Below are 16,387 nucleotides of genomic sequence, written 5' to 3' on the forward strand. Positions count from 1 at the left end.
AGATGAACACATTCAGAAAAGGACTTGATTTATTGCTGGGCGCTATCTGTTGCCTGGTGCTGGCGATAATGGTTGGCATCGCCTGCTGGCAGGTGGTGAGCCGCTACATTCTGGGCGTTCCCAGCACCCTTACCGAAGAGATGCTGCGATTTCTCCTGGTGTGGGTATCAATGCTGGGCATGGCTTTTGTCGCCGGTCAGAAACAGCATATCAGCCTGACTCTCTTACTGGATAAGGTGTCGCCGACGATTCGTGGCTGGTGGGATATTATTCTGCAGGTCATTTTTATCGCGTTTTCCATTTGGGTATTGATTATCGGCGGCTTAAAGATTTCTGCGATTTCTATGCTGCAAATCTCCCCTGCGCTGGGCATTCCGATGGGGAAAATTTATTACGCGCTCCCCTGCGCAGGCGTACTGATCATCCTCTATGGGCTGCTGAATATCGTTGACGCCCTGAAAGCTATCCATTCCGCCACGGATACCACTGAGCACACTCTGGAGAAATCACATGATTGACCCTATTTTTGCGTCCTGTACGCTAATTGCCGTCTTTGTTGTTTTACTGGCCATGGGCGCGCCTATTGGGATCTGCATCGTTATCGCCTCTTTCAGCACCATGATGCTGGTACTGCCTTTCGATATTTCGATGTTCGCCACCGCGCAAAAAATGTTCTCCAGCCTGGACAGTTTTGCCTTGCTGGCCGTGCCGTTCTTCGTTTTGTCCGGGGTGATCATGAATAGCGGGGGAATTGCCGCCCGACTGGTCAATTTTGCCAAACTGTTTACTGGCAAACTGCCCGGCTCGCTCTCTTACACCAACATCGTCGGCAATATGATGTTCGGTGCAATTTCCGGATCGGCAATTGCCGCCTCAACCTCTATCGGCGGCGTGATGGTGCCGATGAGCGCGCGCGAAGGTTACGATCGCGGTTTTGCGGCCGCGGTGAATATCGCCTCCGCGCCGACGGGAATGTTAATTCCGCCCACCACGGCTTTTATCCTTTACGCGCTGGCAAGCGGGGGAACATCGATTGCCGCTCTGTTCGCCGGCGGTCTGGTCGCGGGAGTGCTGTGGGGCGTTGGCTGTATGCTGGTCACGCTGGTGGTCGCTAAGCGTCGAAATTATCGGGTTTTCTTCACCGTCCAAAAAGGCATGGCGCTAAAAGTTGCCGTTGAGGCCATTCCCAGCCTGCTGCTGATCGTGATTATCGTCGGCGGCATTGTGCAGGGGATTTTCACCGCCATTGAAGCCTCCGCGATTGCCGTGGTGTATACGTTATTGCTGACGATGGTGTTTTACCGCACGCTGAAAATTAAGGATTTGCCTTCGATTTTGCTCCAGACAGTGGTAATGACCGGGGTCATCATGTTCCTGCTGGCAACCTCTTCGGCGATGTCCTTCTCAATGTCGATCACCAATATTCCTGCGGCGCTGAGCGATATGATCCTCGGTATTTCCGCCAATAAACTGGTTATCCTGTTAGTCATTACCGTCTTTTTGTTGATTATCGGCGCATTTATGGATATCGGTCCGGCCATTCTGATTTTTACCCCGATTCTGCTGCCGATCATGGCTAAACTGGGCGTCGATCCGGTGCATTTCGGCATTATCATGATCTATAACCTGGCGATTGGCACCATTACGCCGCCAGTTGGCAGTGGTTTATATGTCGGGGCGAGCGTCGGTAAGGTCAAAGTTGAGGAAGTGATTAAACCGTTGCTGCCTTTTTACGGCGCGATTATCGGCGTTCTGTTATTAATTACCTACATTCCGGAAATCACACTGTTCTTACCCCGTCTACTGGGCATCATGTAAGCGCATAGTTTCCTGCACATCTCGTTGGCCGGATGGCGATTCGCGTCTTATCCGGCCAACGCACGATAATAATTATCCGCAGGTCATCACCAGGTAAAAAAAACCGGCTACCTATAAAGTAGCCGGAAAAGGGAATAAATAATAAACAGGGATAATGATTAGAATGTGTAGCCTATACCCACGCGGAAACGGGTTTGTCTTTCATCGCTGTTGCTATTGACGGAAACATTACCTACCTCAACGAATGGCGACCATTGATCAATAATATAGGCAGTTCTGAAGTTATATTCATAGTTATCTTTGCCGCCATCGTAAAGATCATATTTATCAGCTTTCTTATAAATTCCTTCGATTGTCCAGTCAAAGTTGTTCCATTTATAACCCGCCCAGACATCCATACGATTGATGGTATCATCATCACGGATATCAGAAGAACGGCGTACATATTCAAAACGATAGCGCGCACCAACCCACCAGCTTTCATTTAATGTCCACGTCGCGCGGAAGTAAGGCTTATAGGTAGAGTAACCGTTGCCTGTTTCCAGCACGAAACCCGGTTGCCAGGCGACATCACCGGTTTTAAATTGGTAGCTTATCGTATATTCGTTGCCCTGTGTTTCCAGGTCATTAAACGCTTTATTGGTGTCATCCCCGCCTGATTTTGAGATAGCTTCTATCGCAAAACCAACACCATTCGCAAACCGATGAGAAATATAAGCACGGTCATAGTTAGCTTTACTATCATCAAGATATTCATGACGAACATCGACATATACTGCATGCGCATTTGTTACAACAAGAGGTAATAGTAAGAAAAGAGATTTTCTCATAACAGAATCCATTTAATTTAAAATTAAAACGTTGTTTTATGTCAGACCGTTACAACCATAATACGCAATGTGAATGGCGACAATATAGGCAAAGATCTTTAATTTAAAATTGGGATAATGTTCAAAAAGCAAAATAAAATAAATGAAATTTATATTCGTCATATAAAATAAAAATCAAAGCGTCATCAACAACACCAATATAGGACTTTCCTTATATTTATATTTCATTGATTCCTAACGTTAATTTCAATATATTTAAATTGTAAATACAAATAAAACAACTAAATAATTACTGTATAACTACCCTTTTATCAAACGGTAAGTCAGACTATTCCCATTATGTGATCTCACGCAGCGTTTTCTTTGCATTGTTGCCAGCTAAGTCGTTTCGTGTCGTTATGATGAAGGTATTTTAGAAAACAAATATTACCCACTGATTTAAATAACATCCAGACGGTCACGATGCGCTCCGACTTTTTTAAAACGTGAAGTTAATCACTTCATTAACGTGCTGATTGCCAGAATACACCCAACGGCGGCAATCGTTATAAGGTTACCAGGCTGCGTAATTTTTAAACTCATGCAAACGGAAGGGGTATCCCGTCCATAAAAAATAATGAGGAACATGTCATGAGTAACGCGATTACGATGGGTATTTTCTGGCATTTGATAGGGGCGGCCAGTGCAGCCTGCTTCTATGCCCCGTTCAAGCAAGTGAAACAGTGGTCATGGGAAACCATGTGGTCAGTGGGCGGCATCGTCTCATGGCTTATTCTGCCGTGGACAATTAGCGCTCTGTTACTGCCTGATTTCTGGGCCTATTATGGGCAGTTTAACCTCTCCACCCTTTTACCGGTTTTTCTGTTCGGCGCCATGTGGGGCATCGGCAATATTAATTACGGTCTGACCATGCGTTATCTCGGGATGTCGATGGGTATCGGCATCGCTATCGGCATTACGCTTATCGTCGGCACGCTGATGACGCCTATCATCAACGGTAACTTCGATGTGTTAATCCATACCGAAGGGGGACGCATGACGCTACTTGGCGTTTTTGTCGCGCTGATCGGCGTCGGGATTGTGACGCGCGCCGGACAGTTAAAAGAACGCAAAATGGGCATTAAAGCGGAGGAGTTCAATCTGAAGAAAGGGCTTCTGCTGGCAGTGATGTGCGGTATTTTCTCGGCGGGGATGTCTTTTGCCATGAACGCCGCGAAACCGATGCATGAAGCTGCTGCCGCGCTTGGCGTTGACCCGCTCTATGTCGCGCTGCCGAGTTACGTGGTGATTATGGGCGGCGGCGCGCTGGTGAACCTCGGTTTCTGTTTTATCCGCCTGGCAAAAGTGCAAAATCTGTCGATAAAAGCCGACTTCTCGCTGGCAAGACCGTTGATTATCAGCAATATTCTGCTGTCCGCGCTTGGCGGTCTGATGTGGTATTTGCAGTTCTTTTTCTATGCCTGGGGTCACGCGCGCATTCCAGCGCAATATGACTACATGAGCTGGATGCTGCACATGAGCTTCTATGTGCTGTGCGGGGGGCTTGTCGGTCTGGTGCTAAAAGAGTGGAAAAATGCTGGCCGCCGTCCCGTTGCCGTATTAAGCCTCGGCTGCGTGGTAATTATTATCGCGGCGAATATTGTCGGTTTAGGCATGGCCAGTTAATCGCTTTGATTACTGAGATGACGCCATTGGCTCGGCGTCATCCCGGTTTCCCGCGTGAACACCACTGAAAAATAATTACTATCTTCAAAACCGCACTGCATCGAAATCTCGCTAATCATCAGCGGGCTATGCTGAAGCAGATACTGCGCGTGGCAAATACGGACCTGGCGTAAATATTGATTAATGGTCATCCCGGTTTGGGCGCGAAACTGCTGCCGCAGCACCCGTTCGCTGCATTGTTCCTGCTGACAAAACGCATCCAGCGCAAAGGAGCTCTCAAGGCTATTAGCCAAAGCGGTAATTAATTTATCCAACAGGGTTTCTCGGGAGGTTGCCGGAAGATCGTCGGTCGCGTAGCGATGCCGTTTTAACGTCATCACCAGTTGACCAAACAGCAATTCCGCCATCTCATTCGCCAGCGGATCGCGTCCATTACTCTCATGTTCAAGCTGGTTAATGACCTGCCGCGCCTGATTCATTCCCATACTGCCCAGCCGCCAGTGAGGATGCCACTGCGCTCCCTGAAAGCCGGGAATCATCGCCTGCCAGTTTACATTGAGTTTCAAACGCTCCGGGCAGTAAATAATATTTTGCAGCACCAGATCGTTAACGGAAGTATAGGAGTGTTTGTCTTCAGCACGAATGTAAAACAGATCGCCGCGGGTAATTCTGTATGGGCGCTCATTAAGAACGTGTAGGCCATTGCCCCGCCAGACCATCACCAGTTCACAAAACTCATGCGTATGTTCCGCAAAAACATCCTGTGGATAGCGATCGGCAACCGTAACGGCCTGCTGCTCATCAGTAAAAAAATCTTTTTTCAAAAGGATTAACTGATTTGCCACCGCAGCACCTCATGTTGAATGCTTGCCGGCTGGCGCTACGCTTATTCTGTCTACCGCTCGCCGCCGTAGGCCAGGTAAGGCGCAGCCGCCATCCGGTATTAAAGGGTATAATTATCAGCATATTGGCGACGAAAACGTTGATAGCGTTCGCGTTACTGGATTATCGCATCGCGTCCCTGACGGATATCCCGCGGCGACCAGTTAAATTCTCGGCGAAACAGAGTCGAAAAGTGGTTACTGTCGCCAAAACCGCAGCGGTACGCGATTTCTGTCACGCTATGATCGCTATGGCGCAATAAATGCCGGGCTTTGATCAAACGCAGGCGATTAAGGTAACGTTGCGGCGTCAGCCCGGTATGCTGTTTAAGCTGACGATGCAGCGTACGTAGCGACAGCGAAAACTGTTCAGCTACCGCCTCCCAGCAGACCTCCTCCGCAAAATGGTCTTCCAGCCATGCCATCAGTTGGTTGAGTTTGGCGTCGTTATTGGTCGCGCCTTCCATCAGGCTACTGCGGCGTAACAACACCAGTAGTTGCATAAACAAAATTTCGCGATTCGCCACGGCAGGCGCATCCATGCCGTCTCCGGCGTGCTCCATCAGACCGACCAACTGGCGCACCTGCTGCAACACACTCTGATTCACCCGCCAGTGAGAAGGATAGTAACCATCCTGCTCCTGCGGCAGCAATTGATCCAACCCCGCCAGGAACTGGAAGGCGTCCGGTGAACGCCACAGTACATTCGTCAGGCATAGGTTGTCGGTATGTTCATATAAATGCCGGTCGTGATCGCGAACAAAACACACGGTACCGCCGCTGATGGTATACGGCTGCCCGTTGAATACATGAATGCCCGTACCGTGTTCCACAATCACGATTTCATGAAAATCATGATGATGTTCAGGGAAAGCGGCTTGCGGCAGACGCGGTTCAATCGCCACGGGCGCTTTACCTGATGGAAAAAAATCCACGCTATGCAGTACGGTCATGGTTGCTTCCTCCTGAATTCAACATGTCCGAATAGTAATTAAGGGTTATCGGCCTCACCTTAAATTTTTGACGCTAAAGCGCGCAAACATGGTCTTTTTTTCAAGAAAAGGCGGGAAAAAGCGGGAAATGCGGACGACATCACACCGGCCTATTAGTAGAAACTGTGAACGCTATCACGTTCATCTTTGCCTTGTTGCCAGCGGCTCATTTTCCTGTCAGTAACGAGAAGGTAGGTCTTTGAGGGCTTTTTTAGACTGTGCGCAATGACTCTAAGAAGGACCTGATTATGACTTTTCGCCATTGTGTCGCGGTTGATCTCGGCGCATCCAGCGGGCGCGTGATGCTGGCGCGTTACGACAGCAAACACCGTACCCTGACGCTACGTGAAATTCACCGTTTTGTGAACTGCCTACAAAAAACAGACGGGTTTGACACCTGGGACATCGACAGTCTGGAAAAGGATATCCGTCTTGGTCTGAAGAAAGTCTGCAATGAAGGCATTCTTATCGACAGCATCGGCATCGACACCTGGGGCGTCGATTATGTCCTGCTGGATAAACAAGGTCAGCGTGTCGGCCTGCCGGTCTCCTACCGCGATAACCGTACCACGGGCATCATGCCGCAAGCGCTGGTCCAGATCGGCAAAAGCGAAATCTATCGCCGCAGCGGGATTCAGTTTCTGCCGTTTAACACCATCTATCAGCTACGCGCGCTGACGAAACAACAGCCTGAGTTAACAGCGCAGGTCGCTCATGCGCTGCTGATGCCCGATTATTTCAGTTACCGCCTGACCGGTGAAATGAACTGGGAATACACCAACGCCACGACCACCCAGTTGGTCAATATCAATACCGATGACTGGGACGATACCCTGCTGGCGTGGACTGGCGCGAAAAAGAGCTGGTTCGGTCGCCCCTCGCACCCTGGCAATGTTATCGGCGACTGGATTTGCCCGCAGGGCAACCGTATTCCGGTGGTAGCCGTCGCCAGCCACGATACCGCCAGCGCCGTTATTGCCTCTCCGCTGGCAAATAAACATAGCGCTTACCTGTCTTCAGGCACCTGGTCATTGATGGGTTTTGAAAGCAAAATGCCCTACACCACTGATGAGGCGCTGGCCGCCAATATCACCAACGAAGGCGGCGCGGAAGGGCGTTATCGGGTACTGAAAAACATTATGGGTTTGTGGCTGCTCCAGCGCGTGCTGAAAGAACGGCGCATTACCGATCTGCCTGCGCTTATCGCCCAAACAGAAGCGCTGCCGGCCTGCCGTTTCCTGATTAACCCGAATGACGATCGCTTTATCAATCCTGACGATATGCGCGCTGAAATCCAGGCAGCCTGTCGCGAGACCGACCAGCCCGTTCCCGTCAGCGATGCCGAACTGGCGCGCTGCATTTTCGACAGTCTGGCGCTGTTGTATGCCGACATTCTGCACGAACTGGCAAATCTGCGCGGCGAAAAATTTACCCAACTGCATATTGTCGGCGGCGGATGCCAAAACTCGCTACTCAACCAGTTGTGCGCCGATGCATGTGGCATTCGCGTGATGGCCGGGCCGGTTGAAGCCTCCACCCTTGGCAATATTGGTATTCAGCTTATGACCCTCGACGAATTAAACAACGTCGATGACTTCCGTCAGGTCGTCAGCGCTAACTACGACCTGACAACCTATATCCCTAATCCTGATAGTGAAATTGCCCGCCACGTTGCGCAGTTTCAACCCAAACGACAGACAAAGGAGCTTTGCGCATGACCACTCAACTGGAACAAACCTGGGAACTGGCAAAACAACGTTTCGCCGCAGTAGGTATTGATGTCGAGGAGGCGCTGCGCCAGCTCGATCGCCTGCCGGTTTCCATGCACTGCTGGCAGGGCGACGATGTTGCCGGATTCGAGAACCCGGAAGGTTCGTTGACGGGCGGAATTCAGTCGACCGGCAACTATCCGGGCAAAGCGCGTAACGCCACCGAACTGCGCGCCGATCTGGAACAGGCGCTGCGTCTGATCCCAGGCCCCAAACGGCTGAACCTGCACGCCATTTATCTTGAGTCGGATACGCCGGTTGCTCGCGACCAGATCAAACCGGAGCATTTTAAAAACTGGGTGGAGTGGGCGAAAGCGAACCGGCTGGGGCTGGATTTCAACCCCACCTGTTTTTCTCATCCACTGAGCGCTGACGGTTTTACCCTCTCTCATCCAGACGCGAAAATTCGCCAGTTCTGGATCGATCACTGCAAAGCCAGCCGCCGCGTCTCGGCATACTTTGGTGAGCAGCTCGGTACGCCGTCGGTGATGAACATCTGGATTCCGGACGGCATGAAAGACATTACCGTCGACCGTTTAGCCCCGCGCCAGCGCCTGTTGGAAGCGCTGGATGAGGTCATTAGCGAGAAATTCGACCCGGCGCACCACATCGACGCCGTTGAGAGCAAACTGTTTGGCATCGGCGCGGAAAGCTACACCGTCGGCTCCAATGAGTTCTACATGGGCTACGCCACCAGCCGTCAGACCGCGCTGTGCCTGGATGCGGGCCACTTCCATCCCACTGAAGTGATTTCCGACAAAATTTCCGCCGCCATGCTCTACGTGCCACGGCTGCTGCTGCACGTCAGCCGCCCGGTACGCTGGGATAGCGACCACGTGGTGCTCCTGGACGATGAAACCCAGGCAATTGCCAGCGAGATCGTCCGTCATAACCTGTTCGACCGTGTGCATATCGGTCTGGATTTCTTCGACGCCTCTATCAACCGTGTCGCCGCGTGGGTTATCGGTACCCGCAACATGAAAAAAGCGCTGCTGCGCGCTCTGCTGGAACCCACAGATCAACTGCGTCAGCTTGAGGCCAGCGGCGATTACACCGCGCGTCTGGCGCTGCTGGAAGAGCAGAAATCTCTGCCGTGGCAGGCCGTCTGGGAAATGTATTGCCAGCGTCACGACACGCCGACTGGCAGCCAGTGGCTGGACAGCGTTCGCGCCTACGAAAAAGAGATCCTGAGCAAACGTAGCTGACAGCGACACCTGATCTGTAGGCCGGATAAGACGCCCGCGTCGCCATCCGGCAATAAATGAAACACGATTGCCGGATGGCGCTGCGCTTATCCGGCCTACGTAAGACCCGAATAACCTTCGGGCAATAAATGGGAACACGAACATGCAAAATATTACCGATTCCTGGTTTGTCCAGGGCATGATTAAAGCCACGTCTGATGCGTGGCTGAAAGGGTGGGACGAACGTAATGGCGGTAACCTGACGCTGCGTCTGGATGAAGCCGATATCGCACCGTTTGCAGCTAATTTCCACGAAAAACCGCGCTACATCGCGCTAAGTCAACCCATGCCGCTGCTGGCGAACACGCCGTTTATTGTTACCGGTTCCGGCAAATTCTTTCGCAACGTGCAGCTCGATCCGGCAGCCAATTTAGGCGTGGTCAAAATCGACAGCGACGGCGCAGGCTACCACATTCTGTGGGGCTTAACCCACGACGCGGTACCCACCTCTGAACTCCCGGCGCATTTCCTTTCCCACTGCGAACGCATCAAAGCCACCCACGGCAAAGACCGCGTCATTATGCATTGCCATGCGACTAACCTGATCGCCCTCACCTACGTACTGGAAAACAACACTGCGCTGATCACCCGCAAACTGTGGGAAGGCAGCACCGAATGTCTGGTGGTATTCCCGGACGGTGTCGGCATTCTGCCGTGGATGGTGCCAGGCACCGATGAAATCGGCCAGGCCACCGCGCAAGAAATGCAGAAACATTCGCTGGTGCTGTGGCCGTTCCACGGCGTGTTCGGAAGCGGACCTACGCTGGATGAAACCTTCGGTTTGATAGATACCGCAGAGAAATCCGCTGAGGTATTAGTCAAAATCTATTCGATGGGCGGTATGAAGCAGACCATCACGCGCGAAGAACTGGTCGCACTCGGCAAACGTTTTGGCGTGACACCGCTGGCCAGCGCCGTAGCGCTGTACTGATACCTCCCAACTCAACGCCGGATGCGGCTTTGCCTTATCCGGCCTACAGGTCGGTGCGCATTTTACCGTAGGCCCGATAAGCGTAGCGCCATCGGGCAACAGGGAATTTTTTTAAGGAGAATAGTGATGAGCTTTATGTTGGCACTGCCAAAAATTAGCCTGCATGGCGCTGGAGCGATTGCCGATATGGTGAACCTCGTGGCGAATAAGCAATGGGGTAAAGCGCTGATCGTTACCGATGGTCAACTGGTAAAGCTGGGCCTGCTGGATAGCCTGTTTAGCGCACTGGATGAACATCAAATGTCTTACCACCTGTTTGATGAGGTGTTCCCAAACCCGACAGAAGAGCTGGTGCAGAAAGGTTTTGCGGCGTATCAGAGCGCAGAATGTGACTACATTATCGCCTTCGGCGGCGGCAGCCCGATCGATACCGCAAAAGCGGTGAAAATTCTGACCGCCAACCCAGGTCCTTCTACCGCCTACTCCGGCGTCGGCAAAGTGAAAAACGCCGGCGTACCGCTGGTAGCGATTAATACTACGGCAGGTACCGCGGCAGAGATGACCAGCAACGCGGTGATTATCGACTCTGCCCGTAAGGTCAAAGAGGTGATCATCGACCCGAATATCATCCCGGATATTGCCGTGGATGACGCCAGCGTCATGCTGGAAATCCCCGCTTCTGTGACCGCCGCAACCGGCATGGATGCCCTGACCCATGCGGTGGAAGCCTATGTCTCCGTTGGCGCGCATCCGCTTACCGACGCTAACGCGCTGGAAGCGATTCGCTTAATCAATTTGTGGCTACCGAAAGCGGTTGACGATGGCCATAACCTCGAAGCTCGTGAGCAAATGGCATTCGGCCAGTACCTGGCGGGTATGGCGTTCAACAGCGCCGGTTTGGGGCTGGTTCACGCGCTGGCGCACCAGCCGGGCGCAACTCACAACCTGCCGCACGGCGTCTGCAACGCTATCCTGCTGCCAATTGTCGAGAACTTTAACCGTCCGAACGCCGTCGCGCGTTTTGCCCGCATCGCACAGGCGATGGGCGTGGAGACGCGCGGTATGTCTGACGAAGCCGCAAGTCAGGAAGCGATTAACGCTATCCGTACGCTGAGCAAACGCGTCGGCATTCCAGAAGGTTTCAGCAAGCTGGGCATCACAAAAGAAGATATCGAAGGCGGGCTGGATAAAGCCCTCGCCGACCCGTGCGCGCCGTGTAACCCGCGCACCGCCAGCCGCGATGAAGTTCGCGAGCTGTACCTGGAGGCGTTATGATCCGCAAAGCCTTTGTGATGCAGGTAAATGCCGACGCGCACGAGGAGTATCAGCGTCGTCATAACCCAATCTGGCCGGAGCTGGAAGCCGTATTAAAATCTCACGGCGCGCATCACTACGCGATTTATCTCGATCAGGAGCGCAATCTGCTGTTCGCCACCGTTGAGATTGAATCCGAGGAGCGCTGGAACGCCGTTGCCAGCACCGACGTTTGCCAGCGTTGGTGGAAACATATGCGTGACGTTATGCCCGCGAATCCGGATAACAGCCCGGTCAGCGCAGAGCTAAAAGAGGTGTTCTATCTGCAGTAAGTCGTGTGCCCGGTGGCGCAAGCTTACCGGGCCTACGGTTTTATTTTTTGTAGGCCGGATAAGGCGGTTACGCCGCCATCCGGCAATTTCAATTCTGCTCCGCTACCAGGATAGCCTGAGTATCCGGTTCCAGCGCTTTAAAGATATGCGCCTGGTCGCCGGGATAACAAATGTAATCGCCCTCCGCCAGCTCTTCCGGCGCCTCGGTTAAGCCGACGAGGGCTTTTCCCTGCGTCACAATAATATGTTCCACCGACCCCGGCGGATGCGGGTGAGAGATCCGGTCAGCCCCCGGCTGCGTCAACAGCAGATAGATATCACGCCGCGCGCCGGGCGGACACGCCGCCAGTAATATCGCCTGATAATGCGCCTGCTCCGCCACCACTTTGGTGCCTTCTCCGCGGCGAATCACCTGCGTTTTTTGTACCTGCGGCTCCAGCAGCCTGGCAAAGGGAATGTCGAGCGCGACGCATAGCGACCATAACGTCTCCAGGCTGGGGTTGCCGTTCCCTGCTTCCAGTTGTGAAAGCGTAGATTTAGCGATGCCTGCGCGCCGCGCAATCTCCGCCAGCGACAGTCCGGTTCGCTGGCGTTCGCGTACCAGACTTCTGGCAATGACGCTAATAGGTTGTGTCATAAAGCATCCAACGTTCACTATAACGAACGAAATGTTCGTCTTGTAAAGCAAATCTGTTCCGTTCATTATAATGAAAATTCGTTCGATATGACTAAAGAAGATGAAACACTATTTTTCCTGTCTCAAGGGAGACACGATAAAAGCGATATTTTTAGTGTGCCTGGCCGTGGGCGTCGTCGGCATGTCCTATGGCTCACTGGCGATGGCCTACGGTTTCCCACTGTGGGTGCCGTTTGTCCTCTCTATTTTTGTACTGGCGGGCGCGTCCGAATTTATGTTTATCGGCATTGTTGCCAGCGGCGGCAATCCGTTAGCGGCGGCGGCGGCAGGACTGCTGGTGAATGCGCGCCACGTGCCGTTTGGCGTAACGGTGCGCGATTTGGTTGGCACCCGCGCCGCCAGCTTTTTCGGCTGCCATATTATGAATGATGAGAGCGTGGTGTTCGGCCTGTCGCAAAAAACACCCGAACAGCGTAAAGCCGCCTACTGGCTATGCGGTCTGGGCGTCGCCCTATTCTGGCCGATTGGCACACTGATTGGCGCAGGTGTCGGCAAACTGCTCCCGGCCCCAGAAACCATTGGTCTGGATGCCGTATTCCCGGCAATCTTACTGGCGCTGGTGATCCCGGCGTTTAAAAACCGCACCACATTGATTCGTGGTTGCAGCGGCGCCGCGCTGTCGCTTGCCGCCGTTCCCTTTGTGGCTGCCGGATTGCCGGTGTTGCTTTCGCTGCTTAGCCTACTGGCGAGGAAAAAATAATGGGCAATATGACGCTATTTATTATCGGTATTGCTCTTTTATCTGCGGGAACCTATTTGATGCGCCTCGGCGGCGCGAAACTTGGCAGCCGTCTGGCGCTGTCTGAGCGTTCACAGGCGCTGCTCTCGGATGCGGCAACGGTGCTGCTATTCTCCGTCGCGCTGGCGACCACCTTTTACGAAGGCGAACATTTTGCCGGAATGGCGCGCGTTCTTGGGGTTGGCTTCGCCGTATTTTTAGCCTGGCGTAAAATGCCGCTTATTGTGGTGATTATCGCCGCTGCAGTGGTGACCGCGTTATTACGAATGGCGGGTATTAATTAACGTCTTACAGAACAGTTGGACGTGACACCCTATAAGTGATGAAGGCTGGGCCGCCCTATGCTGAAGTGGCCCAGAACTTTCGCATCAGCGGGATAAATGCTTTCCATATAAATGCCGATCCTCAATGACACTACCAGTACCTTCCAGCGTGACGTCAACATCTTGTGATAGCTTCAGATTACTGGTTTTTCTAATAACTCTCTTTAGTTAATGTTTACGTCAGCTATTTTTACGGATATTGCCTGATGAAGAATACATGAACGAAAAAAGCGCCTGATCGGCGCTTTTTATTGGCGTTATAGCGTAATTTTATAGGCACTTGCGCCAGCCTGCGCGCAGTTAATGTGCCGTCACTCAACGCAGGCGGTTATAATCATCCACCATCTCGTTATAACTTCTCAACGACGCCGGATAAGAATCCGCAACCATCCATCCTGTTGCAGGGTCCTGCACCCGTTTCTTTTCAAAATCAGAATACTCAACATTGTCTCTGATGCGACGAATATATTTTTTAGCTTGTAGCTGATAATCAGCCGCAGAGCTGATGAAAGAAGAATTACGGCCATCAGTATTCACTTCTTTCAATTGCGCAATCATTGTTTCCAGTTCCGCGACTTTTTTCATCATCGCTTCGGCATCAAAGGTATCGGCAGAAATAACCTTGTTGATCTGCTTTGCCGAGATCATGACAGCCAGAGAATAATAGTTAAATGTTTTACCTTCCGCTTCTTCTATTCTCTTCAACTGTGTCAATTGCCGCCTGTCATTTATCTCCTGAATAGCCTCATGATATTTTTCCGAGACGGGTTTAAAATCCTCGATATTCTTCAGTAATGTCTGATGCAGCGCCTTACCTTTAGCAAAGGCATCATCTTTATAGTTTTCCTGGGTATAATATTTTTCCATTTCGTTAATGGTATTACCCAGCGCGGCGGCGCTATCAATATAGCTAACGGCAACGCCATCAATAGGCTCAAGTAATGGCGTTAAGGCGGCCACCTGTTTCATCTCTTTCTGGCAATTCGTTATGTAAGACTCCGTAATACCATAAATGCCATAAACCAGGCTCTCTTTCCCTGTCGGACCTTTTTTAAAGTCTTTCACCCAATCCGCGTAACGCGCCAGACTGTGCTGAACGGGCAATTGAAGTTTATTAAAACAATCGATATAGACATCCATTTTTTCACTATAAACTTCTTCAGCGTCAACCTCCGGCTGAGCTGGCGTTTCTGGTTTCGCCACCGGGGGCTGAGTTGCCGTTTCTGGCTTCGCTGCTGGGGGCTGCGCTGGACTTTCGTCAGATTGCGTTTCCGGCGTCTGAGAAGGCGCTGGCGTCGCAGGCTGACTGCTGGCGGCCGGCGTCGCCTCGGTTTTAACATTATTGTCATCACATCCTGTTGCGCCCAGGGTCATTAGCGCAATGATTATCGCTGAGGATAATAAATTCCTTTTCATTTAATTGCCTTTTGTATATTTACGTTAGGGTTCTCTTATTTTAACGAACACATTGATATTGATAATGTTAATTATAATGAAATATGGATTAAGTATTTTTTGTGTTGAATAAATCACATACCTGTTTTTTTTCATTAAAATGAATCTGTAAATTTCAATGATATTATTTATAGGTTATTCTAATGAAAAAGGATTTGTTATCATCAATTATTATCGCTATGCTGATGACTGCCGGGCTAAGCGCTTGTGATGAAAAAAAAGCGGACGAACAACCTGTAGCTCAGAGTGCGGATCCATCAGCGAGCAATACACAATCCACATCAGCGGAAAGCGCAGATGCGAACGATGTTCTTAACCAAAAGCTGAATGTTTACATTGATTGTTATAATAATCTCCAGGCAGATATTTACCGTGCTGTAAATCGTTATGCTAACACATTCGACGATTTCCGCACCGGTCCCACCGGTAAGGAAGACGATCCCTCTCCGCTGGTTCCTGTGTATCCTGCACTTATCCAGGACTGCCGGAAAGACATCAAGGCGGCGGCTGAATTAAAGCCGGCGTTTGCCTCTCTGGATAGTGCTGCTCTGGCATTTATTAATGCGGCTGGGCCACTAGCTGAAACAATCAATAGTATGAATAAATACTATGATCAAGATAACTTCAAGGATGATGCCTTTGCTGGCGCTAAAGCGTTCCATAAAACGTTTATAAAACAGTTCGATGAGTTTGATCCCATTGCGAAGAAATATATCGCCGAGATTACCATTATGAGTGGGCAGCATGCGGCTAATGAAATTAAGGCGACCGAGAAGAAAGAAGGTAAATCCATTAAGTACTATACGCTTTTGACGATGCAGGAAGCCGAGACACTTAATGACGCTGTAGCTGATGATTCTTTTGATGTGGCGGCAGTAAGCAAACAGCTCGCTGATTTTGAAGAGCATACTCAGAAGCTAAACGAGAAGATCAACGTTGATATAGATAAACATCGTAGCTTCCCTGGTTTTATTTCTGAGCTGGAAAAATTCCAGGGCAAGGTGAAAAAACGCATTCGGCGCGTGCGCGATAACGTGGCGTATACCTCGCATGAGCAGGACTACCTCAATAGCGGCAGCGGCGATATGGTAGATGGTTCTTATGAGGCTGTGGTTAAAGCTTATAACGAGCTCATCGATACCTATAATGGCTATCATCTTGAGCGTGAGTTCTAAGCTTTTCACGCTGCAAATCGCGTGCATATAACCGCTGAACTGAGCAAATAAGTCGTTAGCGACTGTCGAAAGAGCGCCCCAGGGGCGCTTTTTTCGTTCGAAGTGACCCGTCCTGAATAGCGTTGACACGTTCCAGACTTAAATCCGGAGAACGTGATGATGACTGAGTTTAAACGCACCCAACGCGATTATCCTCTATCCTTTAAAATAGCCGTCGTTGAGCAGGTCGAAAAAGGCGAGATGACCTATAAACAGGCCCAGCAGCGATATGGCATTCAGGGG

At 51.1% G+C, this 16,387-nt stretch carries 16 protein-coding genes and 1 pseudogene; 12 read left to right on the plus strand and 5 right to left on the minus strand.

Going from position 1 to position 16,387, the window contains the following annotated elements; genetic code table 11:
- The first annotated feature begins 2 nt into the window (after positions 1-2).
- Positions 3-518: a TRAP transporter small permease gene (locus HV477_RS20360; protein WP_001091413.1), complete on the plus strand. Its 516-nt coding sequence runs from the start codon at positions 3-5 to the stop codon at positions 516-518.
- Positions 511-1,818: a TRAP transporter large permease gene (locus HV477_RS20365; protein ID WP_000566800.1), complete on the plus strand. Its 1,308-nt coding sequence runs from the start codon at positions 511-513 to the stop codon at positions 1,816-1,818. Before HV477_RS20360 ends, HV477_RS20365 begins: the two co-directional genes overlap by 8 nt.
- A 158-nt stretch (positions 1,819-1,976) precedes the next feature.
- On the opposite strand, the gene HV477_RS20370 is transcribed toward HV477_RS20365, so the two are convergent.
- On the minus strand, positions 1,977-2,660 hold the full coding sequence (locus HV477_RS20370) for an oligogalacturonate-specific porin KdgM family protein (protein WP_000378721.1): 684 nt from the start codon (positions 2,658-2,660) through the stop codon (positions 1,977-1,979).
- A gap of 618 nt (positions 2,661-3,278) precedes the next feature.
- On the opposite strand from HV477_RS20370, the gene rhaT reads away from it, so the two are divergent.
- Entirely contained in the window at positions 3,279-4,313 is a 1,035-nt protein-coding gene (rhaT, locus tag HV477_RS20375) for an L-rhamnose/proton symporter RhaT (RefSeq protein ID WP_000063541.1), read from the plus strand.
- On the opposite strand, the gene rhaR is transcribed toward rhaT, so the two are convergent.
- Positions 4,310-5,158: an HTH-type transcriptional activator RhaR gene (rhaR, locus tag HV477_RS20380; RefSeq protein WP_000013293.1), complete on the minus strand. Its 849-nt coding sequence runs from the start codon at positions 5,156-5,158 to the stop codon at positions 4,310-4,312. The two genes, rhaT and rhaR, sit on opposite strands and share 4 nt — an antisense overlap.
- A gap of 152 nt (positions 5,159-5,310) precedes the next feature.
- Positions 5,311-6,147: an HTH-type transcriptional activator RhaS gene (rhaS, locus tag HV477_RS20385; RefSeq protein WP_000217109.1), complete on the minus strand. Its 837-nt coding sequence runs from the start codon at positions 6,145-6,147 to the stop codon at positions 5,311-5,313.
- A gap of 287 nt (positions 6,148-6,434) precedes the next feature.
- Here rhaS and rhaB point away from each other — a divergent pair, with 287 nt between their 5' ends.
- The 5 genes from rhaB (at position 6,435) to rhaM (ending at position 11,716) form a co-directional block, all read left to right on the plus strand.
- Positions 6,435-7,904: a rhamnulokinase gene (gene rhaB, locus HV477_RS20390; protein ID WP_000143967.1), complete on the plus strand. Its 1,470-nt coding sequence runs from the start codon at positions 6,435-6,437 to the stop codon at positions 7,902-7,904.
- Positions 7,901-9,160, plus strand: coding sequence for an L-rhamnose isomerase (gene rhaA / locus HV477_RS20395; protein ID WP_079899261.1), 1,260 nt, complete (start codon positions 7,901-7,903; stop codon positions 9,158-9,160). Before rhaB ends, rhaA begins: the two co-directional genes overlap by 4 nt.
- 142 nt (positions 9,161-9,302) lie before the next feature.
- Positions 9,303-10,130: a rhamnulose-1-phosphate aldolase gene (gene rhaD / locus HV477_RS20400; protein WP_001179685.1), complete on the plus strand. Its 828-nt coding sequence runs from the start codon at positions 9,303-9,305 to the stop codon at positions 10,128-10,130.
- Positions 10,131-10,256: 126 nt separating this feature from the next.
- Positions 10,257-11,405: a lactaldehyde reductase gene (fucO, locus tag HV477_RS20405; protein ID WP_175065367.1), complete on the plus strand. Its 1,149-nt coding sequence runs from the start codon at positions 10,257-10,259 to the stop codon at positions 11,403-11,405.
- On the plus strand, positions 11,402-11,716 hold the full coding sequence (rhaM, locus tag HV477_RS20410) for an L-rhamnose mutarotase (protein WP_000619478.1): 315 nt from the start codon (positions 11,402-11,404) through the stop codon (positions 11,714-11,716). Before fucO ends, rhaM begins: the two co-directional genes overlap by 4 nt.
- A gap of 88 nt (positions 11,717-11,804) precedes the next feature.
- Here rhaM and HV477_RS20415 read toward each other — a convergent pair whose 3' ends face one another.
- The gene (locus HV477_RS20415; protein WP_001517951.1) at positions 11,805-12,353 is read right to left on the minus strand and encodes a helix-turn-helix domain-containing protein; all 549 of its coding nucleotides are present in this window, start codon (positions 12,351-12,353) and stop codon (positions 11,805-11,807) included.
- 100 nt (positions 12,354-12,453) lie between these two features.
- On the opposite strand from HV477_RS20415, the gene HV477_RS20420 reads away from it, so the two are divergent.
- Complete coding sequence (locus HV477_RS20420; protein ID WP_079899263.1) at positions 12,454-13,113, plus strand: AzlC family ABC transporter permease; 660 nt, start codon at positions 12,454-12,456, stop codon at positions 13,111-13,113.
- On the plus strand, positions 13,113-13,436 hold the full coding sequence (locus tag HV477_RS20425) for an AzlD domain-containing protein (RefSeq protein ID WP_000527677.1): 324 nt from the start codon (positions 13,113-13,115) through the stop codon (positions 13,434-13,436). Before HV477_RS20420 ends, HV477_RS20425 begins: the two co-directional genes overlap by 1 nt.
- Positions 13,437-13,790: 354 nt before the next feature.
- Here the strand turns inward: HV477_RS20425 and HV477_RS20430 are convergent, their stop codons facing one another.
- Positions 13,791-14,891, minus strand: coding sequence for a YiiG family protein (locus HV477_RS20430; protein WP_079899264.1), 1,101 nt, complete (start codon positions 14,889-14,891; stop codon positions 13,791-13,793).
- 182 nt (positions 14,892-15,073) lie between these two features.
- Here HV477_RS20430 and HV477_RS20435 point away from each other — a divergent pair, with 182 nt between their 5' ends.
- A complete protein-coding gene (locus tag HV477_RS20435) occupies positions 15,074-16,105 on the plus strand; it encodes a YiiG family protein (protein WP_079899265.1) in 1,032 nt (343 codons plus the stop codon).
- Between the two features lie 156 nt (positions 16,106-16,261).
- A pseudogene (locus tag HV477_RS20440) lies at positions 16,262-16,387 on the plus strand (IS3 family transposase); the annotation flags it as partial.

It is taken from the genome of Salmonella sp. SG203, from assembly GCF_013350575.1.
Lineage (GTDB): Bacteria > Pseudomonadota > Gammaproteobacteria > Enterobacterales > Enterobacteriaceae > Salmonella > Salmonella enterica.

What these genes read in the sequence shown, in the direction of transcription:
- HV477_RS20360 (WP_001091413.1), top strand. Translation starts at nt 3, where the DNA reads ATGAACACATTCAGAAAAGGACTTGATTTATTGCTGGGCGCTATCTGT.
- HV477_RS20365 (WP_000566800.1), top strand. Translation starts at nt 511, where the DNA reads ATGATTGACCCTATTTTTGCGTCCTGTACGCTAATTGCCGTCTTTGTT.
- HV477_RS20370 (WP_000378721.1), bottom strand. Translation starts at nt 2,660, where the DNA reads ATGGATTCTGTTATGAGAAAATCTCTTTTCTTACTATTACCTCTTGTT.
- rhaT (WP_000063541.1), top strand. Translation starts at nt 3,279, where the DNA reads ATGAGTAACGCGATTACGATGGGTATTTTCTGGCATTTGATAGGGGCG.
- rhaS (WP_000217109.1), bottom strand. Translation starts at nt 6,147, where the DNA reads ATGACCGTACTGCATAGCGTGGATTTTTTTCCATCAGGTAAAGCGCCC.
- rhaB (WP_000143967.1), top strand. Translation starts at nt 6,435, where the DNA reads ATGACTTTTCGCCATTGTGTCGCGGTTGATCTCGGCGCATCCAGCGGG.
- rhaA (WP_079899261.1), top strand. Translation starts at nt 7,901, where the DNA reads ATGACCACTCAACTGGAACAAACCTGGGAACTGGCAAAACAACGTTTC.
- rhaD (WP_001179685.1), top strand. Translation starts at nt 9,303, where the DNA reads ATGCAAAATATTACCGATTCCTGGTTTGTCCAGGGCATGATTAAAGCC.
- fucO (WP_175065367.1), top strand. Translation starts at nt 10,257, where the DNA reads ATGAGCTTTATGTTGGCACTGCCAAAAATTAGCCTGCATGGCGCTGGA.
- rhaM (WP_000619478.1), top strand. Translation starts at nt 11,402, where the DNA reads ATGATCCGCAAAGCCTTTGTGATGCAGGTAAATGCCGACGCGCACGAG.
- HV477_RS20415 (WP_001517951.1), bottom strand. Translation starts at nt 12,353, where the DNA reads ATGACACAACCTATTAGCGTCATTGCCAGAAGTCTGGTACGCGAACGC.
- HV477_RS20420 (WP_079899263.1), top strand. Translation starts at nt 12,454, where the DNA reads ATGAAACACTATTTTTCCTGTCTCAAGGGAGACACGATAAAAGCGATA.
- HV477_RS20425 (WP_000527677.1), top strand. Translation starts at nt 13,113, where the DNA reads ATGGGCAATATGACGCTATTTATTATCGGTATTGCTCTTTTATCTGCG.
- HV477_RS20430 (WP_079899264.1), bottom strand. Translation starts at nt 14,891, where the DNA reads ATGAAAAGGAATTTATTATCCTCAGCGATAATCATTGCGCTAATGACC.
- HV477_RS20435 (WP_079899265.1), top strand. Translation starts at nt 15,074, where the DNA reads ATGAAAAAGGATTTGTTATCATCAATTATTATCGCTATGCTGATGACT.